The sequence below is a fragment of the Thermus brockianus genome, assembly GCF_001880325.1.
Taxonomy (GTDB): domain Bacteria; phylum Deinococcota; class Deinococci; order Deinococcales; family Thermaceae; genus Thermus; species Thermus brockianus.
This window is the reverse complement of sequence record NZ_CP016312.1, coordinates 14,798-40,801: the sequence shown is the minus strand read 5'-3', so window position 1 is coordinate 40,801 and position 26,004 is coordinate 14,798. Positions and strand designations below refer to the sequence as shown.

At 68.1% G+C, this 26,004-nt stretch carries 21 protein-coding genes and 1 pseudogene; 13 read left to right on the top strand and 9 right to left on the bottom strand.

Annotated elements, in window-relative coordinates:
- The first annotated feature begins 23 nt into the window (after window positions 1–23).
- Window positions 24–1,226: a thiolase family protein gene (locus A0O31_RS00170; protein ID WP_071676168.1), complete on the top strand. Its 1,203-nt coding sequence runs from the start codon at window positions 24–26 to the stop codon at window positions 1,224–1,226.
- A gap of 11 nt (window positions 1,227–1,237) precedes the next feature.
- Here A0O31_RS00170 and A0O31_RS00165 read toward each other — a convergent pair whose 3' ends face one another.
- The 3 genes from A0O31_RS00165 to A0O31_RS00155 are packed head-to-tail and all read right to left on the bottom strand — an operon-like array spanning window position 1,238 to window position 5,197.
- Entirely contained in the window at window positions 1,238–2,761 is a 1,524-nt protein-coding gene (locus tag A0O31_RS00165) for a 5-oxoprolinase subunit B/C family protein (RefSeq protein ID WP_071676167.1), read from the bottom strand.
- A gap of 4 nt (window positions 2,762–2,765) precedes the next feature.
- On the bottom strand, window positions 2,766–4,805 hold the full coding sequence (locus A0O31_RS00160) for an MDR family MFS transporter (RefSeq protein ID WP_071676166.1): 2,040 nt from the start codon (window positions 4,803–4,805) through the stop codon (window positions 2,766–2,768).
- Window positions 4,802–5,197, bottom strand: coding sequence for a MarR family winged helix-turn-helix transcriptional regulator (locus A0O31_RS00155; RefSeq protein WP_071676165.1), 396 nt, complete (start codon window positions 5,195–5,197; stop codon window positions 4,802–4,804). The genes A0O31_RS00160 and A0O31_RS00155 overlap by 4 nt, the downstream gene beginning before the upstream one ends.
- Before the next feature lie 94 nt (window positions 5,198–5,291).
- Between A0O31_RS00155 and A0O31_RS00150 the strand changes: the two genes are divergently transcribed.
- The gene (locus tag A0O31_RS00150; RefSeq protein WP_071676164.1) at window positions 5,292–6,833 is read left to right on the top strand and encodes an acyl-CoA dehydrogenase family protein; all 1,542 of its coding nucleotides are present in this window, start codon (window positions 5,292–5,294) and stop codon (window positions 6,831–6,833) included.
- Here A0O31_RS00150 and A0O31_RS00145 read toward each other — a convergent pair.
- Window positions 6,830–8,485, bottom strand: a complete 1,656-nt coding sequence (locus A0O31_RS00145; protein ID WP_071676163.1) for an ABC-ATPase domain-containing protein — start codon at window positions 8,483–8,485, stop codon at window positions 6,830–6,832. The two genes, A0O31_RS00150 and A0O31_RS00145, sit on opposite strands and share 4 nt — an antisense overlap.
- A 9-nt stretch (window positions 8,486–8,494) precedes the next feature.
- Window positions 8,495–9,817 (bottom strand): aminotransferase class III-fold pyridoxal phosphate-dependent enzyme, encoded by a 1,323-nt coding sequence (locus A0O31_RS00140; RefSeq protein WP_071676162.1) that lies wholly within the window; start codon window positions 9,815–9,817, stop codon window positions 8,495–8,497.
- A 73-nt stretch (window positions 9,818–9,890) separates the two neighbouring features.
- Here A0O31_RS00140 and A0O31_RS00135 point away from each other — a divergent pair, with 73 nt between their 5' ends.
- The 5 genes and pseudogenes from A0O31_RS00135 (at window position 9,891) to fdhF (ending at window position 15,902) form a co-directional block, all read left to right on the top strand.
- Entirely contained in the window at window positions 9,891–10,733 is an 843-nt protein-coding gene (locus A0O31_RS00135) for a metal ABC transporter substrate-binding protein (RefSeq protein ID WP_071676161.1), read from the top strand.
- A gap of 7 nt (window positions 10,734–10,740) precedes the next feature.
- A pseudogene (galK, locus tag A0O31_RS00130) lies at window positions 10,741–11,783 on the top strand (galactokinase).
- Window positions 11,784–11,798: 15 nt separating this feature from the next.
- On the top strand, window positions 11,799–13,271 hold the full coding sequence (locus A0O31_RS00125) for an NADH-ubiquinone oxidoreductase-F iron-sulfur binding region domain-containing protein (protein ID WP_071676160.1): 1,473 nt from the start codon (window positions 11,799–11,801) through the stop codon (window positions 13,269–13,271).
- A complete protein-coding gene (locus tag A0O31_RS00120; RefSeq protein WP_071676159.1) occupies window positions 13,261–13,863 on the top strand; it encodes a 2Fe-2S iron-sulfur cluster-binding protein in 603 nt (200 codons plus the stop codon). The genes A0O31_RS00125 and A0O31_RS00120 overlap by 11 nt, the downstream gene beginning before the upstream one ends.
- The gene (gene fdhF, locus A0O31_RS00115; protein ID WP_071676158.1) at window positions 13,863–15,902 is read left to right on the top strand and encodes a formate dehydrogenase subunit alpha; all 2,040 of its coding nucleotides are present in this window, start codon (window positions 13,863–13,865) and stop codon (window positions 15,900–15,902) included. The genes A0O31_RS00120 and fdhF overlap by 1 nt, the downstream gene beginning before the upstream one ends.
- Here fdhF and A0O31_RS00110 read toward each other — a convergent pair.
- From A0O31_RS00110 to A0O31_RS00100, 3 genes are read right to left on the bottom strand one after another with little or no spacing between them, the layout of a single operon-like run.
- Window positions 15,899–16,975 (bottom strand): TRAP transporter substrate-binding protein, encoded by a 1,077-nt coding sequence (locus tag A0O31_RS00110; RefSeq protein ID WP_071676157.1) that lies wholly within the window; start codon window positions 16,973–16,975, stop codon window positions 15,899–15,901. The two genes, fdhF and A0O31_RS00110, sit on opposite strands and share 4 nt — an antisense overlap.
- A 27-nt stretch (window positions 16,976–17,002) precedes the next feature.
- Window positions 17,003–17,368: a response regulator gene (locus A0O31_RS00105; RefSeq protein ID WP_071676156.1), complete on the bottom strand. Its 366-nt coding sequence runs from the start codon at window positions 17,366–17,368 to the stop codon at window positions 17,003–17,005.
- A complete protein-coding gene (locus tag A0O31_RS00100) occupies window positions 17,340–20,231 on the bottom strand; it encodes an ATP-binding protein (protein WP_071676155.1) in 2,892 nt (963 codons plus the stop codon). The genes A0O31_RS00105 and A0O31_RS00100 overlap by 29 nt, the downstream gene beginning before the upstream one ends.
- Window positions 20,232–20,327: 96 nt before the next feature.
- On the opposite strand from A0O31_RS00100, the gene A0O31_RS00095 reads away from it, so the two are divergent.
- The 3 genes from A0O31_RS00095 to A0O31_RS00085 are packed head-to-tail and all read left to right on the top strand — an operon-like array spanning window position 20,328 to window position 23,182.
- Entirely contained in the window at window positions 20,328–21,473 is a 1,146-nt protein-coding gene (locus tag A0O31_RS00095; protein ID WP_071676154.1) for an acyl-CoA dehydrogenase family protein, read from the top strand.
- Window positions 21,474–21,484: 11 nt separating this feature from the next.
- Complete coding sequence (locus tag A0O31_RS00090) at window positions 21,485–22,228, top strand: electron transfer flavoprotein subunit beta/FixA family protein (protein ID WP_071676153.1); 744 nt, start codon at window positions 21,485–21,487, stop codon at window positions 22,226–22,228.
- A 9-nt stretch (window positions 22,229–22,237) separates the two neighbouring features.
- Window positions 22,238–23,182 (top strand): electron transfer flavoprotein subunit alpha/FixB family protein, encoded by a 945-nt coding sequence (locus A0O31_RS00085; protein ID WP_071676152.1) that lies wholly within the window; start codon window positions 22,238–22,240, stop codon window positions 23,180–23,182.
- Window positions 23,183–23,224: 42 nt separating this feature from the next.
- On the opposite strand, the gene A0O31_RS00080 is transcribed toward A0O31_RS00085, so the two are convergent.
- Window positions 23,225–23,647, bottom strand: coding sequence for a hypothetical protein (locus tag A0O31_RS00080; RefSeq protein WP_071676151.1), 423 nt, complete (start codon window positions 23,645–23,647; stop codon window positions 23,225–23,227).
- 70 nt (window positions 23,648–23,717) lie between these two features.
- On the opposite strand from A0O31_RS00080, the gene A0O31_RS00075 reads away from it, so the two are divergent.
- The 3 genes from A0O31_RS00075 to A0O31_RS00070 are packed head-to-tail and all read left to right on the top strand — an operon-like array spanning window position 23,718 to window position 25,999.
- Complete coding sequence (locus tag A0O31_RS00075) at window positions 23,718–25,283, top strand: acyl-CoA carboxylase subunit beta (protein ID WP_071676150.1); 1,566 nt, start codon at window positions 23,718–23,720, stop codon at window positions 25,281–25,283.
- A gap of 49 nt (window positions 25,284–25,332) precedes the next feature.
- Complete coding sequence (locus A0O31_RS13420) at window positions 25,333–25,455, top strand: hypothetical protein (protein WP_257786036.1); 123 nt, start codon at window positions 25,333–25,335, stop codon at window positions 25,453–25,455.
- A gap of 25 nt (window positions 25,456–25,480) precedes the next feature.
- A complete protein-coding gene (locus A0O31_RS00070) occupies window positions 25,481–25,999 on the top strand; it encodes a helix-turn-helix domain-containing protein (protein ID WP_071676149.1) in 519 nt (172 codons plus the stop codon).
- The last annotated feature ends 5 nt before the right edge of the window (window positions 26,000–26,004 follow it).

Genomic DNA, 26,004 nt, shown 5'->3' with positions numbered 1-26,004 from the left:
GACCGTTCGGTAAGGAGGCCCCTATGCCCGAAGCCTGGATTGTGGAAGCGGTGCGAAGCCCCATCGGCAAGCACGGGGGAGCCCTCTCCTCCGTGCGCCCCGACGACCTTCTAGCCCACGTCCTCCACGCCCTCATGGAGCGCTCCGGCGTCCCCAAGGAGGAGGTGGAGGACGTCTACGCCGGCTGCGCCAACCAAGCCGGCGAGGACAACCGCAACGTGGCCCGCATGGCCCTCCTCCTCGCCGGCTTCCCCGTGGAGGTGGCGGGCTGCACCGTCAACCGCCTCTGCGGCTCCGGCCTGGAGGCCGTGGCCCAGGCCGCCCGGGCCCTCTGGGCCGGGGAGGGGAAGGTCTATGTGGGAAGCGGGGTGGAGTCCATGTCCCGCGCCCCCTTCGTGGTGCCCAAGAGCGAAAAGCCCTTCCCCACCGGCAACCAGGTGATGTACGACACCACCCTGGGCTGGCGCCTCGTCAACCCCAGGATGCAGGCCCTCTACGGCACCGAGAGCATGGGGGAGACGGCGGAGAACCTGGCGGAACTCTATGGCATCCCCCGGGAGGAGCAGGACCGCTTCGCCCTCCTCTCCCACGGGAAGGCGGTGCGGGCCTGGGACGAGGGGCGCTTCCCAGAGGAGGTGGTCCCCATCCCCGTGCGGCGGGGCAAGGAGGAGGGGGTGGTGGCGGTGGACGAGGGGCCCCGGCGGGACACGTCCCTGGAGAAGCTTGGGAGCCTCAGGCCCGTCTTCCGGGAGGGGGGCACGGTGACGGCGGGGAACAGCAGCCCCCTAAACGACGGGGCGGCGGCGGTCCTCCTGGTCTCCGATGACTACGCCAAGGCCCATGGCCTCAGGCCCCTCGCCCGCATCCGGAGCATGGCCGTGGCGGGGGTACCCCCGAGGATCATGGGCATCGGGCCCGTGCCCGCCACGCGGAAGGCCCTGGAGCGGGCGGGGCTTACCCTTTCCGATATCGGACTCATTGAGCTCAACGAAGCCTTCGCCGCCCAGGCCCTGGCGGTCTTGCGGGAGTGGGGCCTAGACATGGAGGACCCCCGCCTCAACCCCAACGGGGGGGCCATCGCCCTGGGCCACCCCTTGGGGGCCTCGGGGGCCCGCATCCTCACCACCCTGGTCCATGAGATGCGGAGGCGGAGGGTCCAGTTTGGCCTCGCCACCATGTGCATCGGCGTGGGCCAGGGCATTGCTGTGGTGGTGGAGGCGGTGTAGGCTTTTCCTTCTTAGAGGGGCCAGGGAAGCTTTATGTGATGGTTTTCACGATTATCCGGCCACGTGAACCAAATCTCTGCTCCAGGCCAAGCCTGCCCCAAGAGCCAGAGGTCCTCCGCCGCCACCCGCACCGGGAGAGCGTAGCCCCCTAGGCTTCCCTTGTCCGCCAGAAGGATAAGGGGGCGCCCCGAAGGAGGCACCTGGACCCCGCCCAGGGGCGTGGCCTTGGAAAGCCCCTCCCCGCCCGGGACCTCGAGGCCCAGAAGCTCCACCCCCATGCGGTCCGCCCGGGCCACGCGGAAGGAGCCCGCGAGGAAGGCCCGAAGGGCCTCCCCACGGAAGTCTGGGCCGGGCCTCAGGCGGACCCGAAAGGGCTCCGGCAAGGGCCGCAAGGGGAAAGCCCGCCCCGGGCGAACGGGCCGCACCTCCCCTACACCGAGCACCTCCCCCGACCTGAGGGGCCGGCCCACCCGCCCCCGCAGGTCGGGGGAGACGGAACCCAGGAAAGGGCGGGCCTGAAAGCCCCCCGCCACCGCCAGGTAGGCCCGCACCCCTTTGCCCTTGGGCAGGAAGCGGAGGACCTTCCCCTTCCGCCACAAGAAGCTCTGCCCCGGAAGGACCTCCTCCCCCTCCAGGAGGGCCACGAAACCATACCCGGCAAAGGCCGCCACCAGGTCCCTGAGGGCGGTGAGCACCGGCCCCTTGTAGGCGAACTCCAGAAGGGGCGCCCCTTCCGGGTTGCCCACGAGCCGGTTGGCTAGGCTTGCGGAATAGCGGTCCAGGGGCCCTGAGCGGGCAAGGCCCAGATGCCCCGCAAGGAACCGGCCCCCGTCCACCAACAGGTCCAAAAGCCCGGGCTCCTCCACCCGTAGGGCGGGAAGGGGGGGCGCCTCGGGCAAAAGCTCCAAGGGCGCGGGCTCCGGGGGAGGGGTACCCTCCCCTTCCACAAACCGCACCCGGTCCCCGGGCCCCAGGAGGAAGGGCCTCTCCCGGTGGGGATCATAAACCGCCACCAAAGCCGTGCCCAGAAGGTGCCATCCCCCCGGGGAGGGTAAGGGGTAGATGCCCGTCTGGGCCCCGGCCATGGCCACGCTGTGGGCGGGCACCCGGGGCCTCGGGTGGGGGCGGCGGGGAAGGCGCAAGGCCGGGTCCACCGGGGCCAGGAAGGGAAAACCTGGGGTGAAGCCCAGGGCGTACACCCGGTAAAGGGGGGCCTGGTGGCGCTTCTTCACCCCGTCCACCGGAAGCCCCGTGCGGCTTGCCACCTCCAGGAGGTCCTCCCCATCGTAGCGCACGGGGACCTCCACCACCCTCCCCTCCCCTTCCCCCACCGGGGGCAAGGCCTTTAGAAGGCCAAGAAGCGCCCTTCGGGAAAGCTTCCTTGGATCGTACTCCAGGTAGAGGGTGGCGTAGGCGGGCACCGCCTCCAAGAGCCCGGGCGGGGGGTTTCGCAGGAGGGCCCGCGCCAGCCCCTGGGCCAGGCGGTTGGCCTCCTCGGAAAGCCCCTCGCCCAAAACCAGGTAAAGCCCCTCCACCCCTTCACTTTAGCGAGGCCTGGGCCATGCGGCCCGCAAGCTCCCGGTCGGGCAAGAAGAGGACCGCCGCGAAGGCCAGGGCCACGAAGCCCGCCCCAAAGAGGAAGATCCGCTTCAGGGCCGCCACGATGCCTTCCATGAGCGCCCCCTTCACCCGGGCCTCGAGGGTAGCGAGCTCCGCCAAGACCCTCTGGCTAGCCGCCTGAAGGGCCTCCCCTTCCGCCCGCTTCAGGGCCTCCAGGACCTGGGCCTGGAGGCGCACCGCCTCCCCCTGGAGCCTGGCCTCCACCTGGGCCAGGACCCTTGGCCGCAGGGCGGGGGGCGGCGGGGAGGCGAGAAGCCCCTCGAGGGCCGGAGCCAGGGGGCTGGAACGGAGGGCCTGCCGGGCCGCCCCGTCCCCCTCCCAAGCCCGGGCGAGGAGGTCCAAGGTTCCCCGGACAAGCCCCCCCGGGAGGAGAAGCCCCTTAAGCTCCTGGGGAAGCGTCTTGTCCTGGAGGAGGGCCTGCCGAGCGGCCTCGTCCCCCCCTAGGGCCCTTTCCGCCTCCGCCCGAAGCCGGGCGAAGCGGGCGGGAAGCCCCCCCGGTTCCAGGGTCTTCTTAAACGCCTCGGGGAGGAAGGGGTCTTGGAGAAGCGCCCCGTAGGCGGCGGTATCGCCCGCAAGCGCCCGAGGAAGGAGGTCCTTTAGGCGGGCAAACTCCCGGTCCAGGTCCAAGGCCATCCCCTCCCCCGCCCGGGCCATGGCGGGGGTACCCCCCCCAGGGAAAGCGGCCTTGAGGTGGTCCGAAAGGCTTCCCGCCAGGATGGTGCCCAAAAGGGCGATGCCCATGGTGGACCCGATCTGCCGGGTGAACTGCACCATGCTGGTCCCGCTTCCCAGGCGCTCCTTGGGGAGATCGCTTTGCGCCACGATGTTCAGGACGCTCTGCGCCGGACCCAGGCCCAGGCCCAACAGGAAGAAGAGGGCGATGACGAGGTAGAGGGGTGTGCCCACCTCCAAGACGAAGTGCAGGGCGAGGAAGAGGGCGAAAAGGAAGAGGGCGCTTCCCAAGAGGATGGCCTTGTACCGCCCCAGGCGGGCCACCAGCTGCCCCCCGCCGATGCTCCCCACCATGACCCCAAGGGTTAGGGGCAGGACCGTGACCCCGCTTTGGCTAGCGGAAACCCCCTTCACCACCTGCAGGTAGAGGGGCAGGAAGGCCACGGCCCCAAGGAAAGCGGGGCCGTAAAAAAAGGCAGCCAGAGCCGAAAGGGAAAAGGTGGGGATACGGAAGACGGAGAGGTCAAAGAGGGGGTGCGGCAACCGGAGCTCGGCGTACACCCAGGCCCCAAGCCCGAGCACGGCCAGGGCGAAAAGGCCCAAGATCACCGGGCTTCCCCAAGGGTAAGTGCTCCCGCCCCAGGAGAAGGCGAGCATGAGGGGCACGGTCCAGAGGGCGAGAAGGATAGCCCCCAGAAAATCAAAGGGCTCCCGGTGAAGGGGCCTGAGCCGGGGCATGTACCGGAGGATGAACCAAAGGGCCACCGCCCCCACGGGCATGTTGATGTAGAAGACCCAACACCAGGAGAGGTGGTCCGTCAGAAGCCCACCCAGCCAAGGCCCCACCGCCGAGGAAAGCCCGAAGATGGCCCCAAAGGCCCCCGCCAGCCTCCCCCGCTCCCGGGGCGGGAAAAAGACGGCGATGGTGGTGAGGGCCAGGGCGAAAAGCGCCCCACCCCCCACCCCCTGTAGGCCGCGGAAGAGGATGAGCTCGGCCATGTTTTGGGAAAGGCCGGAAAGGGCCGAGCCCAGGAGGAAAAGCCCCACCGCCCAAAGGAGGATGGCCTTGCGGGAGAAAAGCTCCGTGAGGCGGCCGAAGATGGGGGCGGCCACCGTGGAGGTGAGGAGGTAGCTGGTGGTGACCCAGGCGTAGTACTCCGCCCCCTTAAGTTCCCCTACGATGCGGGGCATGGCGGTGGAAACGATGGTCTGGTCCAAGGCGGCCAGGAACATCCCAAGAAAGATGCCCACCATGGTGTACCGGATTTCTTGCGGTGTGGGGTTCATGCTTCCTCCAGTTTCGCCAAGAGCCTCAAAAGTTCCTGGACCTCCTCCGGGGAAAGCCTGGAAAGGCACTTCCGCAGGGCCTCTTCCATGAGGGCCTCCGCCTGGGCCAGGGCCTCCTCCCCTTTGGGGGTGAGGCGGAAGGCAAAGCGGCGCAGGTCCTTTTCGTCTAGGGCCCGGGCCACGAAGCCTGCGCTCTCCAGGCGGCGGAGCATGTGGCTCACGGTGGGCAAGGGTAGGCCCATGCGCCGGGCAGCCTCCGAGGGGTAGGGGTGGTGCTTGAGGACGCGCAAAAGCCAGGCCTCGAGGCCCCCAAGCCCCTTCAGGCCCCGTTCCGCCTCCTCGCGGAGCGCCCGCTGCAACCGCCAGATTCGGCCCAGGACCTCAAAGACCATGAGCTAAGACTATTTCACAACAAACTATTTGATCGTAAACCGAGCCACCTTGACCTCGAGGCGGGCCAGGGGTAGCCTGGGGGCGGAGGAAGCCATGAAAGCCCTCTTTTATAGCCAAGGCGAGGACCACTATGCTTTGGACCCGGATCTAAAAGCAATTCTAGACACCTTCTTCCCGGGCCTGCCCCGGGAAGAGCTTTCCGCCTTCGGCCGGCTCGTGGGGGAGGAGGTCTTGGAGGTGGCCCACCACGTGGACCAGGAGGCCCACCCCCGCCTCCTCATGCACGACCTGGACGGAAACCGCCTGGACCGCGCCCTCCTCTCCCCCGCCCAAAGGGCGCTTCTGGAAAAGCTCCGCCCCATGATCCGCCCCGCCTACGAGGGCAGGGGCTGGCCCCTCCACTACGCCCTGGGCTACCTCCTGGCGGACGGGGGGCTTTACTGCATCCTCACCATCACCCACCAGGTGGCCTACGCCCTCCACAAGTACGCCCCCGAGCACGAGGGGGTAAAGCGGGAACTCCTCTACGGCCCAGCCTACGGGGCCACCTGGATGACGGAGATCCAGGGAGGAAGCGACCTGGGGGCAAACCGCACCCTGGCCCGGCGGGAAGGAGGCGCCTTCCGCCTCTACCAGGGGGATAAGTACTTCGCCTCGGGGGCGGGCCTAGCGGACTACGCCCTGGTCACGGCGAGGCCCGAGGGAGCCCCCGAGGGCCCCAAGGGGCTTGGCCTCTTCCTCCTCCCCCGGGAGGTGGAAGGGAGGCTCAACTTCCGCGTGCGCCGCTTCAAGGAAAAGCTCGCCACCCGGGCCGTGGCCTCGGGGGAGGTGGAACTGGAGGGGAGCCTGGCCTACCCCATCGGCAGGCTGGAGGAAGGCATCTACTACACCCTGGAAACCCTCACGGTAGCCCGCCTGGCCAACGCCGTGGCCGCCATGGGCATCGCCAAGAAGGCCCACCTGGAGGCCCTCTTCCGGGTGGGGCGCCGCACCGCCTTCGGCCGGAAACTGGTGGAGCACCCCCTGGTGGAGCGCGACCTCCTGGAGATGCGCCTCAGACAGGTGGGGGGCACGGCCCTGGCCTTTTTCGCCGTGGCTGCCTTTGACCGGGCCTGGGAGGAAAGCCCCCCCTATTCGCCCTCCTACCACTACGCCCGCCTCCTCTCCCACCTGGCCAAGGGGCGCACGGCGGAGCACGGCACCGCCCTCACTGCCCTTGCCATGGAGCTTTTTGGCGGCATCGGCTTCTTGGAAGACTACGGGCTTGCCCGCTGGCACCGGGAGGCCCTCATCACCCCCATTTGGGAAGGCCCCGCCAACATCCAGGCCCTGGACATGGCGGAGGCCATCGCCAAGAAAAAGGCCCACGAGCCCCTCTTGGAGGCGCTGAAGGAAACCCCTCTGGCCCTGGCCTATGCGGAAAAGGCCCTCGGGCGCCTGGCCGAGGAAGGCCCCTGGTACGCCAAGGAGGCGCTAAGGCGCCTGGCGGACGCCGTGGCCGTCCACGCCCTCTCCCAGGTGGGGGAGGCGCCCTTCCCCGAGCTCGCCCGGCTCTACGCCCAGGCCTTCCTGGAAGGGGAAGGGCTTCCCGCAAGCGCCCGGAGGCCCGCCCTCTACCACCCCTGGGAGGGCTAGCGCACCTCCAGGGCCCTGAGCCGGTTCACTGCTGCCCCGAGGTCCAGGGGGCGGAGGGCGGCGAGTTCCGGGGCCTCCTCTAGGGGAAAGAGGTCTTCCACCTCCAACGCCCGCTCCACCAGGGCCCTCAAGGGGGTTTTGCCGTCCGCCAAGCGCAGGAGGCGCTGGAAAAAGGCGCCGATGGCCCGCACCTGGCCGTTCTCAAAGAGGTCCAGGGCGGAGAGGTCCACCACCCCTTCCCCGTAGACGAGCTCCCTCAGGCCCCGCCCCTTGACCCGGGCCTTCCGCCCCCGCCTGGGGTCAAAGCTTTCGGGCAAGGGGATCCGAGGGCGCACGGCCAGAGGGTAGCGGGGCTCGCCGAAGGTGCGGCCCGTGGGGTGGGCCTCCGCCACGGCCCGGGCCTCCTCCGTGGCCTCCCTCGCCCGGTACGCCTCCATGAGAACCACGGTGTCCGCCAGCTCCAAGTAGTCCCCCACACCCCCCACCACCAGGACCAGGCTCACCCCTAGGGCCTTGAGGTCCGCCACCCGGTCCAGGAGGGGGGTGAGGGTTTCCCGCCGCACCAGGGCCTGCATGCGGGCATCCCGCACCAGGAGGTTGGTGGCGCAGGTGTCCTCGTCCAGGAGGAGGAGGCGGGCGCCTAGCTCCAGGGCCTCGAGGATGGCCGCCGCCAGGCTGGTGGAGCCCGAGGCGTCCTCGGTGGAGAAGAAGGCCGTGTCCTGGCCCAAGGGGAGGTCGTGGACGAAGGGCCTCAAGTCCACGCCCCTGACGCTCCTCCCGTCCTCCGACTGGACCCGTTGCGCCAACCTTTCCGTCACCACCCACTCCCGCCCGTCCCCGGGCACATGGGGGTAGACCCCGTGGACCAAGGCCTCCAAGAGGGTGGTCTTCCCGTGAAACCCCCCGCCGGTGATGAGGGTGAGGCCCCGGGGAAGCCCCATGCCAAAGACCTCCCCGGCGTGGGGTACCCGGAAGGCCACCTTGAGGCCCGGGGGGCTTTGGAAGGGGATGGCCCCCTCGAGGGGCCTCTGGCTCACCCCGCTTTCCCGGGGAAGCACGCTCCCCTCCCCCACGAAGGCCACGAGGCCCCGCTCGGGAAGCCTCTCCTGGATATGGGCGAAGTCCTCCACCTGGTGGACCTGGCGGAGGAGCGCCCTTTCGTCCAGCTCCAGGAGAAAGCCCCGGAGGTGCTCGGCAAGAGCCCGGAAAAGCCTCGCCGCCTCCTTGCCCAGGATGCGCCGCCCTTGGGCGGGAAGCCCCAGGCGGAAGCGGAGGAAAAGCCCTTCTTTCCCCAGGTGGGCCCCGGCCCGCTTCAGGACCTTGGGGCTTTCCACCTCCACCCGAACCTCCCCCGAGTGGCCCATGCCGCCAATCCGGGGGAGGGCTTTAAGCCGCCCCTTGAGGCTCCTTAGGAGAAAGTCCTCCACCGCCACCCGCCCCGCCTCCCCGCTGTAGAGCTGGAGGCGGTCCAGGGCCTCCTTGGGGTAGCGCACCTCCAAGACCGAGGGGCTTGCGAAGGGGTCCCCCTGCACGTGGACGAAGCGCAAGGCGAAGCCTTCCCCTTGCCAAAGGCCCCTGAGGTCCTTGTAAAAGGGATAGGGCTTTCCCTCTAGCGACGCCAAAAAGGAGTAGAGGTCCGCAAGCCGCCGCACCCCTAAAGCCTACCCCAGGACCTCCACCTCCACCCGCCTTAGGGCGCGGGACAGCCGCTCTACCCCTTCCAGGAACTCCTCCTCCCGGATGGTGAGGGGCGGGGCCACGAGGAGGATGTTGTGCTTGGCGAGGATGTAGACACCCTCCTGGAACAGCCCTTGGAGAAGCCGCTGCATCGGGGGGCTAAAGGGAGCGTGCCAGGGGGAAAGGGGCGCTTTGGTTTCCCGGTCCCGCACCAGCTCCAGGCCGAAGAAGGCCCCAAGCCCCCGCACCTCCCCCACCACGGGGTGCTTTTCCTGGAGGTCCAAGAGGGCCTCCCGGAAAAAGCCCTCCAGGGTTAGGGCCCGCGCAAAGAGGCCTTCCTCCCGGTAGGCCTCCACCGCCGCAAGCCCCGCCGCCACCGCCAGGGGGTGGCCGGCGTAGGTGTGCCCCGTGGGGAGGGGATGCTCGTCAAAGTACCGGGCCAGGCCCTCCCGCACCAAGACCCCGCCCAAGGGCACGTAGGCGGAGGTTACCCCCTTGGCGAAGGTGATGAGATCGGGGACCACGCCAAGGCGCTCCGCGGCGAAGGCAGCCCCCACCCGGCCGAAGCCCGTCATCACCTCGTCAAAGACCAGGAGGATGCCGTAGCGTTGGCAGAGGGCCCGCACCCCCTCCAGGTACCCCTCGGGGTAGACGATGACCCCGTTGGAGCCCACCACGGGCTCCAGGAAGATGGCGGCCACCCGGTGGGGGTCCTCGTGGAGGAGGACCCTTTCCAGGTGGTCCAAGGCCCTTTGCACCTCCTCCTTGGGGTCATCCGTGTAAAAAGGGCTCCGGTAAGGGTACGGGGCGAAGAAGTGCACCACCCCTGGGATGCCCGGCTCTGCGGGAAAGCGGCGGTTCTCCCCCGTGAGGCTCGCCGCCCCGTGGGTGGCCCCGTGGAAGGAGCGGTAGGCGGCCAGGACCTTAAAGCGCCCCGTGAGGTGGCGGGCGAACTTGATGGCGTCCTCGTTGGCCTCCGCCCCCGAGGGGGTGAAGAACACCCTCGCCCCCTCCGGCCAGGGGGCGAGGTCGGAAAGCGCCTTGGCGAGAAGGGCCCGCTTGTCGTGGAAGAGGCTGGGGGCGGCGTAGGCCAGGGTGGCCGCCTGCTCGGCGATGGCCTTCACCACCTTGGGGTGGCCGTGCCCCAGGTTCACCGCCACGAGGCCTGCGGAAAGGTCCAGGTAGCGGTGGCCCTCCGCATCCCAAAGCCAAACCCCCTCGCCCCGCACCACCAAGGGCGGGCTCAGGGAAGCCTGGGCCACCCAGGGGGTGAGGACGTGCCGTTTGTGAAGGGCTTTGAGGTCCATTTGTGCCGATTATACCTTGGTGCCCGCGGTGGGGGCGTTGCGTTTCTAGTGAAACTGCTTTATCATTCTTGATATGTGGCGCCTATGGATCCTTTTCCTCGTGGCCCCCGCCCTGGCCCAGGTGCAGGTGGCGGCCACTACCCCCATCCTCCAGGACCTGGCGCGGCAGGTGGGGAGTGGGCGGGCAAAGGTGGTGGCCGTGGTGCCCCCGGGGGCCGACCCCCACACCTTTGAACCCACGCCGAGCGTGGCCAAGGCCCTATCCCAAAGCCGCATCCTTTTCGCCAACGGCCTTGGCCTGGAACCCTTCCTGCCCAAGCTGCAAAACCTCCTCCCCCGTGGGGCCCGGGTGGTCCTCCTAGGGGAAGGGCAGCCGGGCCTCCTCTGCGAGGGAGGGTCCCCCCAGGAAGACCATGACCACGGCCCCTGCGACCCCCACCTTTGGCTGGACCCCACCTACGCCCTGCGCTACGCCGAGCGCATCGCAAAGGAGCTTTCCCGCTTAGACCCTGGGGGGAAGGCCACCTACGAGGCCAACCTCCGCCGCTTCCAAAAGGAGGTGGAAAGGCGGGACCAAGCCTTTAAGGCCTGCGGCCTCAAAGGGGTCAAGGTGGTGGCCCAGCACGACGCCTTCCGCTACTTTGCCCGCCGCTACGGCCTCATCGTGGTAGGCACCCTAAGCGACAGCGGGGCCCAGGAGGTGGGGAGCCGAAGCTTCCTCGCCCTTCTGGAAAAGGCCAAGCGGGAAGGGGTGAAGCTCCTCCTCGCCGAACCCCAGTTCCGGGGCACCGGCCTAAAAGCCCTGGCGGAGGCCTTAGGGGCCCGGATAGCCCTCCTCTACACGGACACCCTGGACGCCAAGGTGCCCACCTACCTGGCCCTTCTGGACCACAACCTAAAGGCCCTTTGCCCATAATAGGGGCATGGGCTATCAAGAAGTCTTCGGCGTCCTGCCCGAAGCCAGCGCCAAGGCCCCGGGCCGGGTGAACCTTCTCGGCGAGCACACGGACTACCAGGAGGGTTACGTCCTGCCCACGCCCCTTCCCTACGTCACCCAGGTGGAGGCGGGACGGGCCGAGGGCAAGGTGGAGGCCTATAGCGAAAACCTCAAGGAACTCCGCGCCAGGCCCCTCCAAAGCGGCCCCCAGGGGGACTTTCTGGACTACCTTTTGGGCGTGGTCTGGGCCCTAAGGGAGGCGGGGCACCCCGTACCCGGGGCCCGGTTCTACGTGAAGAGCCAGGTACCCATGGGGGCCGGGCTTTCCAGTTCGGCGGCCCTCGAGGTGGCGGCCTTGAAGGCCCTTAGGGCCCTTTACCGCCTGCCCCTGAGCGACCTGGAGGTGGCCCTCTTGGCGCAGAAGGCAGAGGTGGCGTACGTGGGGGTCCGGTGCGGCCTCATGGACCAGATGGCGGCGAGCCTGGGCGAGGTGGGCAAGGCCCTTTTCCTGGACACCAAGACCCTGGCCTACGAGAACCTGCCCCTCCCCCGGGAAGCCGCGTGGTGGTCCTGGACCTGGGGCTCAAGCGGCGCCTGGCCGAGGCCGGGTACAACGAAAGGCGCCGGGAGGCGGAGGAAGCGGCCAGGCGCCTCGGGGTGGCCTCGCTCCGCCAGGTCCAGGACCTTTGCCTGGTGGAAAGCCTGCCCTCCCCCCTGGACAAGCGGGCCCGGCACATCGTGAGCGAAAACCTAAGGGTGCTCCGGGGGGTGGAGGCCCTGAGGCGGGGGGACGCCCGGGCCTTTGGCGAACTCATGGTGCAAAGCCACCGTTCCCTCTCGCGGGACTACGAGGTGAGCCTTCCCGAGCTGGACACCCTGGTGGAGGCGGCCCTGCAGGCGGGGGCCTACGGGGCCAAGCTCACGGGGGCGGGCTTTGGCGGGGCGGTGGTGGCCTTGGTGCCCGAAACGGGCCTAGAGGGCTTCCGCAAGGCCCTCCTCCAAAGGTTTCCCGGGCTCCACCTCCTCTAGGCGTAAGCTTAGACCATGGAAAACCCCAGCCTCCTCCCCCTCCTGGACGCCCGGCTACCCCTCACCGAGGAAAAGGTGGCCGAGGCGGCGCGGCTTGCCGGGGTACCCCTGGCCCAGGCGTGGGGGGTGGTGCGCTACTACCCCCGGTACCGCGGCCTGCCCCAAGGCCGCCTCCTGGTGGACGACCCCGTGGCCCGGGCCCGGGATTTCGCCCGGCTACGGGCTGGGGCGGACGGGAGCTACCCCCCTTTGGGCCTCGAGGCCCTCTCCCCCATCTACCTCCGCTTCACCCCGGAGGGGCGCTTCGTGGAGTGGCAGGGACGCCTGGTATCCTTTAGGGACTTCCGTCTCCCCTTCAACCTGGGCCGCGGGAAGCACCTCCTTCCCCCAGAACCCATCCTCTCCCTGGCCCAGTACCGGGCCTTGGGAGGGCTCCAGGCCCTCGCGGCCCTCCTCCAGGGAGGGGCTAGCCCCGAAGGGGTTCTAAGGGCCGTGGAGGAGGCGGGGCTTTTGGGCCGGGGCGGGGCCGCCTTCCCCGCCCACGTGAAGATGCGGGCCGTGGCCCGGGGTGCCGCCCCCAAGTACCTGGTGGTGAACGCCGACGAGTCCGAGCCCGGCAACTTTAAGGACCGCTTCCTCCTGGAACACCACCCCTTCTTGGTCCTAGAGGGCGCCCTCCTCGCCGCCTTGGCCGTGGGGGCGGAAAGGGTATACCTCTACGTGCGGGAAGAGTTTGAGGCAGCGCAGGAAAGCCTGCAAAAGGCCCTGGGCGAACTGGAAGAGGCCGGCCTCCTCCCCGTGCCCATGGAAGTATTCCGAAGCGGCGGGCTCTACATCTGCGGCGAGGAGACCGCCCTTCTAGAGTCCATGGAAGGCAAGCGGGCCGAGCCCCGGCTCAAGCCGCCCTTCCCCGGGGAAAAGGGGCTTTGGGGGAGGCCCACCCTGGTGCAGAACGTGGAAACCCTGGCCAACCTCCCCCTCATCCTCCGGGAAGGTCCCGGTACCTGGCGCGCCCGCGAGCCCAAGCTCTTTTCCATAAGCGGGGACGTGGCCCACCCTGGGCTTTACGAGCTCCCCTTAGGCACGCCCTTAGGGGAGGCCCTGCGCCGGGCTGGGAGGGAGCCAAGCGAACTCCAAGCGGTGCTCCTGGGGGGAGCGGCGGGGGTCTTCACCCGGGACTTCGCCTTCCCCTTGCGCTTTAAAGAGCGGCTTCCCTTGGGGGCTGGGGCCATCGTGGCCTTTGGCCCTGCCGTGGACCTCTGGGAGGTGCTTCTGGGCCTGGTCCACTTCCTCAAGGAGGAGTCCTGCGGCAAGTGCTTCCCCTGCCCCTTGGGCACGGCGGTGCAGGTGGAGATGGTGCGGCGGCGCGAGCGGAACCCCGCCCTGGTCCGGGATCTGGCGGAAACCCTCAAGGGAAGCCTCTGCGGCTTAGGCCAGTCCGCTTCCTGGGCCTACCAAAGCCTTTTGGAGGTGGAAGGTGCGGCTTAGGGTAGATGGGAAGGAAGTGGAGGTCCAAGAAGGGACCCTTTTGCTCCAGGTGGCCCGGGTACCCACCCTCTGCCACCACCCCCACACGGAAACCAAGGGCCTCTGCCGCCTTTGCCTGGTGGAGGTGAACGGGCGCCCGCAACCCGCCTGCGCCACCTTGGCCCAAGAGGGGATGGAGGTGAGGACGGAAACCGAGGCCCTTCGGCGCCTAAGGAAAACCCTTTTGGAGTGGCTTGCCCTCACCACCGACCTCTCCCAGGCACCGGAGCTCCTCGCCCTCATGGAGCGCTACGGGGCCGAGCCTGGCCGCTGGCCGGGGGTGGCGGGGCGGGGAGATCGGGAAGCCTTGAAGGACAACCCCTTCTTCCTGCGGGACTACGCCAAGTGCGTCAACTGCCGCCGCTGCGTGGACGCCTGCGGGGACGGGATCATGGGGGTGTACGCCCTCACCCTCGAGGACCGGGGCCTCCTGGCCCATCCCACCACCCCCCTGGGCCGCCCCTTGCCGGAAACCCCTTGCGTCTTCTGCGGCAACTGCGTGCAGGTCTGCCCCACGGGGGCCTTGCGGCCCCTGACCCTGGAGGTGGCGTGATGCGCACCACTTGCCCCTACTGCGGCGTGGGTTGCCAGGTGGAGCCCGAGGTCCAAGGGGGCCGGATCGTCCGGGTCCTGGCCCCGGACATCCCGCCCAACCACGGGGCCCTTTGCGTCAAGGGGCGGTTTGGTCTGGACTTTCCCTTTTCTAAGAAGCGCCTCCTTTACCCCATGGTGCGGGAAAGCCGGAACGTCCCCTTCCGCAGGGCCACCTGGGAAGAGGCCTTAGACTTCGCTGCGGAAAAACTCCTGGAGGCCCTAAGGCGCAAGGGCCCCGAAGGCCTCGCCGTCTTCCCCTCGGCCAAGACCACCAACGAGGAGGTCTATTTGGCCCAGAAGCTGGCCCGGGCCCTTCTCGGCACCCACAACGTGGACCACTGCTCCCGGCTTTGCCACTCCTCCTCCACCGCCGCCCTTTCCCGCTCCTTGGGTGGGGCTAGCATGACGAACCCCCTAGAGGATATCTGGAAAACGGACCTCTTCCTGGTGGTGGGCTCCAACACCACGGAAACCCACCCGGTGATCGCCGCCATGATCAAGAAGCGGGTGCGCCAGGGGGCGAGGATGGTCGTGGTGGACCCCCGCTACACGGGCATGGCCGAGGCGGCCACCTTGTGGCTTAGGGTCCGCCCCGGGACGGACCTGTTCCTCCTGAACGCCATGGCCCGGTACATCCTCGAGGCGGGCCTTTGGGACCGGGCCTACGTGGAGGCCCGCACGGAAGGGTTCGCCGAGTGGCAGGCCTCCTTGGAGGAATACACCCTGGAAAGGGCGGAGGCCATCACCGGGGTGGAGCGGGAGAAGATCGCCCTGGCTGCCCGGCTTTACGCCACCACGGAGCGGGCCGGGGCCTACTGGGCCATGGGGGTCACCCAGCACACCAAGGGCACGGCCACGGCCCAGGCCCTGGTGAACCTGGCCCTTCTGACGGGCAAGGTGGGCAAGGAGGGGGCGGGCCTGAACCCCCTAAGGGGCCAGAACAACGTGCAAGGGGCCGGGGATATGGGGGCCTTGCCCGACGTCTACCCCGGCTACCTCAAGGTGGCGGAGGAAGCAGCCAGAAAACGCTTTGAGGCCCTGTGGGGCGTGCCCCTCAACCCCAAGCCCGGCCTGCGCATGACCGAGGTTTTTGAGGCCATCCCCGAGGTGGAAGCCATCTACCTCATCGGGGAGGACCCCGTGACCAGCGAGCCCTACCAGGACCACCTCAAGGCCAAGCTTGCCAGCCTCCCCTTCCTTATCGTCCAAGACATCCTGGAAAACGAAACCACCCCCTTCGCCCACGTGGTCCTTCCCGCCGCCAGCTTCCTGGAAAAGGAGGGCACCTTCACCAACACCGACCGCCGGGTGCAACGGGTGCGGAGGCTCCTTGACCCGCCCGGGGAGGCCCGGCCCGACTGGTGGATTACCCAGGAACTGGGCCGGCGCCTGGCCCAAGCCCTGGGCCGGCCTTGGCGGGTGTACCCGGGGCCGGAAGGCATCTGGGAGGAGGTGCGCCAGGCCATCCCCGAGCTGATGGGGGGCATCACCTACGCCCGCCTGGTGGAGGAAGGGGTGCGTTGGCCCTGTCCCCACGAGGACCACCCCGGGGAGGCGGTGCTCTTCCGCGAGCGCTTCAACACCCCCTCGGGCCGGGCCCGCTTCTTCCCTGCCCCCTACGCGCCCCCGGCGGAACCCCCCTCGGAGGACTACCCCTTCACCCTCTCCACGGGCCGGGTCCTCTTCCACTGGCACGGGGGAACCCTTAGCCGCAATAGCCGCCTGCAGGAGGCGTACCCCGAGCTCAAGGTGGAGGTGAACCCCAAGGACGCCGCCAGGCTTGGCCTCCAGGATGGCGAGCCCATCTACGTGGTGAGCCGCCGGGGCCGGATCCGCGCCAAGGCCTGGGTGACGGAGCGCACCCCCGAAGGGGTGGTCTACGCCCCCTTCCACTTCGCCGAGGCCCCCGCCAACCGCCTCACCCTGGACGCCCTGGACCCCATTAGCCGCATCCCCGAGTACAAGGTGAGTGCCGTGCGGCTAGAAAAGGTGGACTAGAGGGTGGGGAAGGCAAAGGTCTCGTAGGCCAGCTCGGCCACGGCGAACCAGCGGTACGCCTCCTCCCGGAAGGCCCAGTAGGCGGTGTACACCTTTTTATAGGTGGCATCCTTGGCTGCCTGCTCCTCGTAAAGCGCCCTCGCCTCCTCCAGGGCCTTCTTCATCACCTCCGTGGGCCACCGCCTCAGGCGCACCCCGGCGGCGAGGAGGCGGCGGAGGGCGGGCGGGTTTTGGGCGTCGTACTTGGCCATCATGGTGAGGTTGACCTCCTGGGCCGCCACCTGGAAGGCCTCCTGGAACTCCTTGGGCAGGCGGGCCCACTCCCTTTGGGCAACCAGGAAGGAAAGCTGCGCCGAGGGTTCCCAGAAGGAAGGATAGTAGTAATAGCGGGCCACCTTGTAAAAGCCTAGTTTCTCGTCGTCGTAGGGGCCGGAAAACTCCGTGGCGTCAATGGCCCCCCGTTCCAAGGCGGGGTAGATGTCCCCGGCGGCCAGGGTCTGGGGCACCACCCCAAGCCGGCCCATGACCAGGCCCCCGAGGCCAGGGATGCGCATCCGAAGGCCCTTTAGATCCGCCAGGGTGCGGATCTCCTTGCGGAACCACCCCCCCATCTGGGCCCCCGTGTTTCCCCCAGGGAACTGGAGGACGCCGAAGTCGGCGTACACCTCCCGCAAAAGCTCAAGCCCCCCGCCGAAGAGCATCCAGGCGTTGTGCTGGCGGTAGGTCATGCCGAAAGGCACCCCCCCGTCAAAGGCCAGGGCGGGGTTTTTGCCCACATAGAAGGGCCCATAGGTGTGCCCCGCCTCCACCGTGCCCTGCTGCACGGCGTCCAGCACCTGCCCCCCGGGAACGATCTCCCCCGCCTGGTAGACCCGGATCTGGAAGCGGCCCCCCGTGAGGTCAAAAACCCGCTTGGCCAGGTCCTCCGCCCCGCCATAGAGGGTGTCCAGGCTCTTGGGATAGCTGGAAACGAGCCGCCAGCGCACCTGGGGCTGGGCCTGGGCATGGGCCGTGTAGCTGAGGCTTGCCGCTAAGCCTACCCCCACCGCTTTGAGGAAGCTCCGCCGCCGCATACCTTCCCCCTTTGGCTTTCCAGTGTATCAGGCCCCCTCCCGATCCAGAAGCTTCTCCACCAGGGAAAGAAGCGTCTGGGCGTCAAAGGGCTTGCCTAAAAAGGCCTTGGCCCCCGCCCTTAGCGCCTCCTCTTGGCTCTTGGTGGACACGCTGGCGGAAAGGGCGAGGACGGGCGGGCCGCCCAGGCGCTTTACCTCCTGGATCACCTCGAGGCCCGAAACCCCCGGCATCACCAGGTCGCACAGCACCAGGTCGTAGGCCATGGCGCCCAAGCGCGCCAGCGCCGCCTGGCCCGAGGCCGCCCACTCCACCTGGTGCCCGGCCCTCTCCAGGATGCGGCGCACCGTGTGGGCCACCAAGGGCTCATCCTCCACCAGCAGGATGCGGGCCATATAGGGGTAGGATAACCCGGAAAAGGCTCCCCTTGCCCTCCTCCGTCTCCACCTCAATCCGCCCCCCGTGGGCCTCCACGATGGCCTTGGAGATATAAAGCCCAAGCCCGGTGCCCGAAACCCCACGGGCGCCGGCGTTCTTGGCCCGGGCGTAGCGCTGGAAGAGCTTGGGGAGCTCCTCCTTGGGGATGCCGGGGCCGGTGTCCTCCACCTCCAAGACCAGGACATCCCCCTCCCCCCGGGCCCCAAGCCGGATGCGCCCCCCCTGGGGCGTGAACTTGAAGGCGTTGGAGAGGAGGTTCCCCACCACCTGGACCATGCGCTCGGGATCCGCCTCCACCACGGGGAGCTCCTCCACCTCCACCCGGAAGTCCACCCCGGAAAGCCGCGCCACCCCGTGGAAGCTTTTGGCCAGGTCTAGGAGATGGGGCCTGAGGTTCACGGGCCGCCGGTTCACCTCAAAGCGGCCCGCCTCGAGGCGGCTCGTGTCCAGGAGGTTGTCCACCATGGTCTTGAGGCGGAAGGCGCTTTCCAGGATGAGCTCCACGGACTCCTCGGCGCTCGGCGAAAGCCCCTCCTCCCGCAAGAGCTCCGCCAGGCCCATGATGACGGCAAGGGGGGTGCGGAGCTCGTGGGATACGGCGGCGATGAACTCGCCCTTGAGGCGCTCGGCCTCGAGGCGGGGCCTTAGGTCCCTCAGGTTCACCACCACCCCGCCCACCCGGGGCTCGTGGAGGAGGTTCCGGCCCCAGGCTTCCATGGGAATGGGGGTGCCGTCGGCGTGGAGGACCCGAAACTCTCCCGCACGCACCTCCCCGGGGTGGGCGAGAAGCTCCCGGAAAAGGGCCTCGGCCAAGGGGCGGTCCTCGGGATGGACGAAGTCCAGGCCGTTCACGGGTGCCCGCCTGTACCCCTCGGGGTCATACCCCAAGACCCCCCGCACGCTGGCGCTCACGAAGCGAATCGTCCCATTCCCATCCAGAACGTAGACCACGTCCTGGGAGTGCTCCATAAGCGCTTTTAGCCGCTCCTCCTCCGCCTCCAAGAGTTCTAGGAAGCGGGCCTTCTCCAGGACCAAGGCCAGAAGGGTACCCACTTGGGCGAGCCGGGCAAGGAGGCGCTCGCCGAAGCGCCGGCCCTTGCGGTAACCCAAAAGGAGCCCCCCCCGGAACACCCCGGCACGAAAGGGCACCACCAAGGCGCTTTGCAGGCCCAAAGAGGTGGCGATCCCGCACTCCCTGGGATGAAGCTCTTCCACACCCAAAGGGCTTTCCTCCGCCAAAGCCCGCTCCAGGAGGTTGGGTTGGGGCAGGGAAGCCGGCAGGGGGCAGGTGGCGAAGAGCACCCCTTCCCCTTCCGCCAGAAGCACCCCCTCGTCTGCGGCGAAAAGGACCAAGAGGCGACGCACGATGGCCTCCGCCAAGCCCCTTATCCCCTTCTCCCGCAACGCCGCCTGGGCCAGGTCCACCAGGGCCTGGGTGAAGACCACCTGCTCCCTTAGGGCCCTTTCCATCCGCACCCGCTCACTGATGTCGTGGAGGACCAAGATGCGCATCTCCCCCACAACCCGGCCCCGGACGCTGTAGCTCCGCCCCCCCAAGGCAAGCTCCAGCCTACCCCCCTCCAAGGCGGGGCCTAAGGCTGTAGGGAGGTCCTCCAGGGCCACCTCAGGTCCCAAGCCCAAGGCCTCCCGCGCCCGCGGGTTAGCGAACCCCCTATCCCCAAAAAGGACCACCACCCCATCGGGAAGGTCTTCCAGCACCTGGGATAGCCGCTTTCGCTCCGCCGCTAGGGCCAGGGAAAGCTGGGTCTTCTCCCGATAGAGCTTGGCGTTCTTCAGGGCTACCCCCGCCACCCCGGCCAGAAGCTCCACGTAGCCCACCTCCTCGGGGTTCACCGGAGGACCCCCTGGGCCGTGGTCCACCGCCACCACCCCTAAGGGTTCCTCCTCCGCCAGGATAGGCACGTAGGCCACGGTGGGCCCCGTGCCTTGGCCCACGCCCGCCGGAAGCTTCTCCCGCTCCAAAACCAGGGTTTTCCGCTCCCGCACCGCCCGGGCCAAGGGATCAGGGGAGACTTCCACGAGAAGCTGGATACGGCTCCTGCCCTCCGTCCAATACACCTCCTGGCCCCTGACGGTGAGGTGCCCCTCCAAGCGGCCCTCCTTGACCAAGGCCACGGTGACCCGGAAAAAGCCAAACCGCTCGGATAGCGCCCGGGCTAAGGTTTCCAGGACGGCGCTTGGCTCTAGCGAACGGGCCACCTCCCGGGCCAGGGCGCTCACGTGGGAGAGGGCCTCCACATGCCGGGAAAGCTTCCCCAAAGCAGCGTTGCGGCTGGCGAGGAGTTCCCCGTTCTTGAGGGCCAGGGCGGTGAGCTGGGCGAGGAGGGGCAAGGTGGGCTGGAGGGCCTGGGGGACGCCCTCGAGGCTGAGCACCCCCTTGGCCGCAAAACGGAAGCAGGAAGGGCAGACCATGGCCCGGGTTTCCCGGGTAGCCCGGGGGCGTTCTTGGCACCGGGCCTCGGGATCGCTCCAGCAAAAAAGGGCCTCCTCCCCCACCACGGGCAACAACCACTCCTCGCCCCGCTTAACGGGCCCCTCGGCGAAAAAGGCCTCCTGCACCGGCCCCTTGCTGTAAAGGGGCAGGGCGATGGCAGAAACCGTGTAGTGCCGCCCCCGCCCCGAGGCCACCTCGCCCACCAGTTCCCGGGTGGAAGGGTGATAGAGGAAAAGGGCCGCCCGCTCCACCCCCTCCTCCGTGGCCACCTCCAGGAGGTTGCGCAAAATCTGTACTGGCTCCAAATCCTTAAGAAGGGCCCTTTGAAAACGGGCCAACACCGCAAGTTGCCCGGCCAATCTCATCTGCCTCCAATGGTAGCATGGGGCCTGGGTTGCAAGGGGAAGGGTGAAATCTTAGACTTGGTCAAAGAGAGGGCCCCTTGCTAGGGGAGGTCGGGTATGCCCATAGATTTCAGCCTCACGGAAGAGCAGAAACAGCTCCAGGCCCTGGCCCGCCGCTTCGCCAAGGAGGTGATCCTGCCGGTGGCGGCGGCCTACGACGAGAAGGAGGAGGTACCCTGGCCCGTAATAGAAAAGCTTCACGAGGTGGGCCTCCTCAACGCCATCATCCCCGAGGCCTACGGGGGGATGGGCCTCAAGATGCTGGATGAGGTCATCGTGGGGGAGGAGCTGGCCTACGCCTGCATGGGCATCTACACCATCCCCATGGCCAGCGACCTGGGCATCACCCCCGTGCTCCTCGCCGGCACCGAGGAGCAAAAGCGGCGCTTCCTCACCCCCCTCACCCAGAAACCGGCCCTGGCCGCCTTCGCCCTCAGCGAGCCCGGGAACGGCTCCGACGCCGCCGCCCTCAGGACCCGGGCTGTGCGCCAAGGGGATTACTACGTCTTAAACGGCACCAAGATGTGGATCTCCAACGGGGGCGAGGCGGAGTGGGTGGTGGTCTTCGCCACCCTGAACCCCGAGCTGCGCCACAAGGGCGTGGTGGCCCTGGTGGTGGAGAAGGGCACCCCGGGCTTCCGGGCGGTGAAGATCCACGGGAAGATGGGCCAAAGGGCTAGCGGCACCTACGAGCTCGTCTTTGAGGACGTGAAGGTGCCGGTGGAAAACCGGCTTGGGGAAGAGGGGGAAGGCTTCAAGATCGCCATGAACACCCTGAACAAGACCCGCATCCCCGTGGCCGCAGGAAGCGTGGGCGTGGCCCGGAGAGCCCTGGACGAGGCCAAGAAGTACGCCAAGGAGCGGGAGGCCTTCGGCCAGCCCATCGCCAACTTCCAGGCCATCCAGTTCAAGCTGGCGGACATGATGATCGGCATTGAAACCGCCCGCATGTACACCTACTACGCCGCCTGGCTCGCCGACCAAGGCCTGCCCCACGCCCACGCCAGCGCCATCGCCAAGGCCTACGCCTCGGAAATCGCCTTTGAGGCGGCCAACCAGGCCATCCAGATCCACGGGGGCTACGGGTACGTGCGGGAGTACCCTGTGGAGAAGCTCCTTCGGGACGTGAAGCTCAACCAGATCTACGAGGGCACCAACGAGATCCAAAGGCTCATCATCGCCAGGCACCTCCTGGCGGAGTGAAAGGAGGCAGGATGAAGTTCGTGGCGGTTATCAGGCAGGTCCCCGACGGGGAGAGCAGGCTCAAGATCCAAGGCGGCCGGGTGGACCTTTCCGGGGCCACCCTCATCCTGGACCAGATGGACGAGTACGCCGTGGAGGAGGCCCTCCGCCTCAAGGAAAAGCACGGCGGCGAGGCCATCGTGGTGGGCTTCGGCCCCGAGCGCACGGAAGAGGCCATCCGCACCGCCTTGGCCATGGGGTGCGACCGGGGGGTGCACGTGGTCTTTGAGGGCTACGCCGACCCCGTGACCGTGGCCGAGGCCCTGGCGGGCGCCATCCGGGAGGAAGCCCCCACCCTGGTCCTCACCGGAGGCCAGCAGGCGGACTGGGACAGCCAGGCCCTAGGGGCCGCCCTGGCCGAGGCTTTGGGGGTGCCGGTGGTTTCCTGGACCACCGCTTTGGAGCTGGAAGGGGAAACGGCCAAGGCCAAGCACGACCTGGACGAGGGGGCGGAGTGGGTTAGGGTAAAGCTTCCCGCCGTCTTCACCACGCAGCAAGGCCTCAACGAGCCCCGCTACCCCACCCTTCCCGGCATCATGAAGGCCAAGAAGAAGGAGATTAAGAAGGTGGCCCTCACCGCAACGCCCAAGGTGGAAATCCTGGAGGAAAGCATCCAGGAGAAGGCCCGCCTGCAGAAGATCCTGGACGGCAAGGATCCCGTGGCGGCGGCGGAGGAGCTTGTGCGGCTTCTCCACGAAGAGGCCAAGGTGCTTTAGGAGGTGGTTATGGTTCTTGTGGTGCTGGACCACGATGGGAACAGGCTAAGGAAAGGGAGCCTCGAGGCCCTCACCCGGGCCCGGGCCCTGGCGGAGGCCTTGGGTACCCGGGTGGTGGGGGTCCTCCTGGCCGAGGACAAGGCCCCGGTGGAGGAGGCCCGAGGCTACGTGGAAACCCTCTACACCGCCACGCTAGGCCCCTACACGGCGGAGCGGTGGGCGGCCGGGGTCTTGGCGGCGGCTGGAGAGGCGGGCGCCCAAGCGGTGGTGGCCCCCTCCTCCCGGCAAAGCCGCACCTACCTGGGCCGGGTGGCCTACGCCCTGAAGGCGGGGCTTCTGGAGGACACCCTGGAGAGCGGGGTAGAGGGCGGGGCGGTGGTGGCCACCCGCTACGCCTACCTGAACCGGGTGACCCAGAAGGTGCGCGCCTCCCTCCCCGTGGTCCTCACGGTGAAACCCAACACCACCCCCCTGGCGGAGCCCCTTGCGGCCCAGGGGGAGGTGCGGCCCCTGGAGGTGCCGGCCGTGCCCACCGTGGAGGTGTTGGAACGCCTGCAGGAGGAGAAGAAAGGGGTTTCCCTTACCGAGGCGGACATCGTGGTCACGGGAGGGCGGGGGATGGGAAGCGCCGAGGCCTTCCGCCTGGTGGAGGAGCTCGCCGCCCTCTTGGGCGGGGCCGTGGGCGCCACCCGGGCCGTGGTGGACGCCGGCTGGCGGCCCTACAGCGAGCAGGTGGGCCAGACGGGCAAGACGGTGCAGCCTTCCCTCTACATCGCCCTAGGGGTCTCGGGGGCCGTGCAGCACCTGGCAGGGATGAACAAGAGCAAGAACATCGTGGCGGTAAACAAGGACCCCGAGGCCCCCATCTTCAAGCACGCCGACTACGGCATCGTGGGGGACGTGCACCAGGTGGTCCCCGCCCTGATTGAGGCGGTGAAGAAGCTAAAGGACTAGCCCCAAAGATGCCCCGCCGGGGAAATCCCCGGCGGGTTTTCCTTAGCCCCGTTCCCCTGGGGGTGGGGGCGCACCTTCGTCGGTCATGCGGGAGGCCTCGAGGTCCGGAGAGGCCGGGCTTGGCGCCTGGGCCTTAGGCTCCTGCCCCCGGAGGAGGCGGAGGAGAAGGTAGAGAAGCACCGCCGCCACCACCACGCCCACGGCGTAGGGCCAGACGGGAGCACCGCCTGCCTCGGGCACCTCGGGCAAGGAGAGGGGCGGCGTGGGGGCCTTGAAGACCTCCTCCTCCAGCTTCCCCACCCGCTCGGCAAGCCCCTTGAGGGCCTCCTCCTGGGCGCTTAGGCGGGCTTCCAGGGCCGCCACCTTGGCCCGCAAGCCTTGGTAGCTGGCGTAGGCCGCATAGCCTCCCCAGGCCAAAAGCCCCACGAGTATAAGCGCCAAGAGATACCAAAGCCACCTTCGCACGTTCCACCTCCTCCCCAGGCGGCCTTTCCTGGAAGGCGACCTGGTTTCTTAGTGTATCATGACGGCCAGTATGGCGGACAATGCCCGACTCATCCTGGACGAGCTCTTGGCGGAGCTGGAAGAGCGGCGCAAAAAGGTGCTCTTGGGCGGGGGGAAAGAACGTATAGAAAAACAGCACCAGCAGGGCAAGCTCACCGCCCGGGAGCGGATTGACTACCTCCTGGACCCCGGGAGTTTCGTGGAGCTCATGCCCTTTGCCGAGCACCTGGAAACCGGGCTCATGGAGGGCCTCGAGGCGCCGGCGGACGGGGTGGTGACGGGCTACGGCACCATCGGCAGCCGCCTCGTCTTCGTCTTCAGCCAGGACTTCACCGTCCTCGGGGGCTCCTTGGGCAAGATGCACGGGCGCAAGATCGCAAGCCTCATGGACCTGGCCGCCAAGGTGGGGGCCCCCATCGTCGGCCTCAACGACTCCGCCGGGGCCCGCATCCAAGAAGGGGTGGATAGCCTCTCCGGCTATGGGGAGGTCTTCTACCGCAACGCCATCTACTCGGGGGTGGTGCCCCAGATCTCTGCCATCCTGGGGCCCTGCGCAGGGGGCGCCGTCTACAGCCCCGCCATGACCGACTTCATCCTCATGAGCCGGGGCACCAGCTACATGTTCATCACCGGCCCCGAGGTGATCAAAAGCGTCACCCGGGAGGAGGTGACCTTTGAGGAGCTGGGCGGGGCGGACGTGCACATGGAAAGAAGCGGCGTGGCCCACTTGGAAGGCCAGAGCGACCAGGAGGTCTTGGACCTCATCAAGAAGCTCCTCTCCTACCTGCCCCAGAACTCCCGGGAGAAGCCCCCGGTGCTAGACCCCAAGGACGACCCCTTCCGGCCTACCCCCGAGCTCCTGGACATCGTCCACCCCGATGCCCGCAGGCCCTACAACATGCACCAGGTAATCCGCACCCTGTTGGACAACGGGGAGTTTTTGGAAATCCAGCCGGGGTTTGCCAAGAACATCATCGTGGGCCTAGGGAGGCTTGGCGGCTACCCCGTGGGGGTCATCGCCAACAACCCCCGGTTCATGGCCGGGGCCCTGGACATCAACGCCTCGGACAAGGCCGCCCGCTTCATCCGCACCATGGACGCCTTTAATATCCCCCTCCTCACCCTGGTGGACGTGACGGGCTTCCTCCCCGGGGTGGCCCAGGAGCACGGGGGCATTATCCGCCATGGGGCCAAGATGCTCTTCGCCTACGCCGAGGCCACGGTACCCAAGATCACCCTCATCGTCCGCAAGGCCTATGGCGGCGCCTACCTGGCCATGAACTCCAAGGACATGGGGGCGGACGTGGTCCTGGCCTGGCCCACCGCCTCCGTGGCGGTGATGGGAGCGGAAGGGGCCGCCAACATCATCTACCGCAAGGAGATCCAGGCCTCCCCCAACCCCGAGGAAACCCGCCGCAAGAAGATTGAGGAGTACCGCCAGGCCTTTGACAACCCCTGGGTGGCGGCGGCCCGGGGCTACATTGACGACGTCATAGACCCCAAGGAGACCCGCCGCCTCCTCTACCTGCACCTTAGGATGCTTTGGGGCAAGAAGGAGGAAAGGCCCCCCAAGAAGCACGACAACATCCCCCTCTAGGAGCCGCAAACGGGGCTCCACCACCCCCACAAGCTCTACCCGCCCACCTATGGCCGGCGGCTACCCCGTCTTCAACGGCAAAAGCCCCACCAGTTGGCCCCTGGGTTGGTGCACCACGGTGGGCTACGCCGGCATCCGCCTGGCCGAAATGCACTTCAACCTGGTGCGATAAGCCCCTTTGGGTAAACTGGAGCCAGATGCTCAAGGTCTGGCTCCAGGTTCCTTTGCGCACCTACCAGGAGGCCTTGGAGGCCCAGCTTAGGGCTTGGGGCCTTGAGCCAGTGTCCCACCCCCTTCAGGCCCAGGTGGGGCTGGTGGAGGCGGGCCGCGAGATCCCCGCCCCACCCCCCGTGCCCTCGGTCCTCCTCCTCCGGGACAAGGAGCAGGCGGTCCAGGCCCTTAGGAAGGGGTACCGGGGCTACCTTTACCCCGAGCAGGGCCTCGCGGCCCTGGCCAAGGCTTTGGAGGCGGTGGCCCGGGGCGAGGTCTGGGCCGAGCGCAAGGCGGTGGCCGCCTTGGTGGGGGAACCCTTTCCCCACCTCACGCCCAGGGAAAAGGAGGTGGCGGCCTTGGCGGCTTTGGGCCTCTCCAACGAGGAAATCGCCACGGAGCTTGGCATCTCGGTGAAGACGGTGAAGGCCCACCTTTCCCTGGTTTTCCAAAAGCTTGGGGTCAAGAAACGGAGCGAGCTGGCCTACATGCGGTTCCTCCCCTAACACGC

Coding starts and splice junctions, on each gene's coding strand:
- A0O31_RS00170 (WP_071676168.1), top strand. CDS start 24: ATGCCCGAAGCCTGGATTGTGGAAGCGGTGCGAAGCCCCATCGGCAAG.
- A0O31_RS00160 (WP_071676166.1), bottom strand. CDS start 4,805: ATGAACCCCACACCGCAAGAAATCCGGTACACCATGGTGGGCATCTTT.
- A0O31_RS00155 (WP_071676165.1), bottom strand. CDS start 5,197: ATGGTCTTTGAGGTCCTGGGCCGAATCTGGCGGTTGCAGCGGGCGCTC.
- A0O31_RS00150 (WP_071676164.1), top strand. CDS start 5,292: ATGAAAGCCCTCTTTTATAGCCAAGGCGAGGACCACTATGCTTTGGAC.
- A0O31_RS00140 (WP_071676162.1), bottom strand. CDS start 9,817: ATGGACCTCAAAGCCCTTCACAAACGGCACGTCCTCACCCCCTGGGTG.
- A0O31_RS00135 (WP_071676161.1), top strand. CDS start 9,891: ATGTGGCGCCTATGGATCCTTTTCCTCGTGGCCCCCGCCCTGGCCCAG.
- A0O31_RS00125 (WP_071676160.1), top strand. CDS start 11,799: ATGGAAAACCCCAGCCTCCTCCCCCTCCTGGACGCCCGGCTACCCCTC.
- fdhF (WP_071676158.1), top strand. CDS start 13,863: ATGCGCACCACTTGCCCCTACTGCGGCGTGGGTTGCCAGGTGGAGCCC.
- A0O31_RS00110 (WP_071676157.1), bottom strand. CDS start 16,975: ATGCGGCGGCGGAGCTTCCTCAAAGCGGTGGGGGTAGGCTTAGCGGCA.
- A0O31_RS00105 (WP_071676156.1), bottom strand. CDS start 17,368: ATGGCCCGCATCCTGCTGGTGGAGGATGAGCCCTTGGTGGCCCACACG.
- A0O31_RS00100 (WP_071676155.1), bottom strand. CDS start 20,231: ATGAGATTGGCCGGGCAACTTGCGGTGTTGGCCCGTTTTCAAAGGGCC.
- A0O31_RS00095 (WP_071676154.1), top strand. CDS start 20,328: ATGCCCATAGATTTCAGCCTCACGGAAGAGCAGAAACAGCTCCAGGCC.
- A0O31_RS00090 (WP_071676153.1), top strand. CDS start 21,485: ATGAAGTTCGTGGCGGTTATCAGGCAGGTCCCCGACGGGGAGAGCAGG.
- A0O31_RS00085 (WP_071676152.1), top strand. CDS start 22,238: ATGGTTCTTGTGGTGCTGGACCACGATGGGAACAGGCTAAGGAAAGGG.
- A0O31_RS00075 (WP_071676150.1), top strand. CDS start 23,718: ATGGCGGACAATGCCCGACTCATCCTGGACGAGCTCTTGGCGGAGCTG.
- A0O31_RS13420 (WP_257786036.1), top strand. CDS start 25,333: ATGGCCGGCGGCTACCCCGTCTTCAACGGCAAAAGCCCCACCAGTTGG.
- A0O31_RS00070 (WP_071676149.1), top strand. CDS start 25,481: ATGCTCAAGGTCTGGCTCCAGGTTCCTTTGCGCACCTACCAGGAGGCC.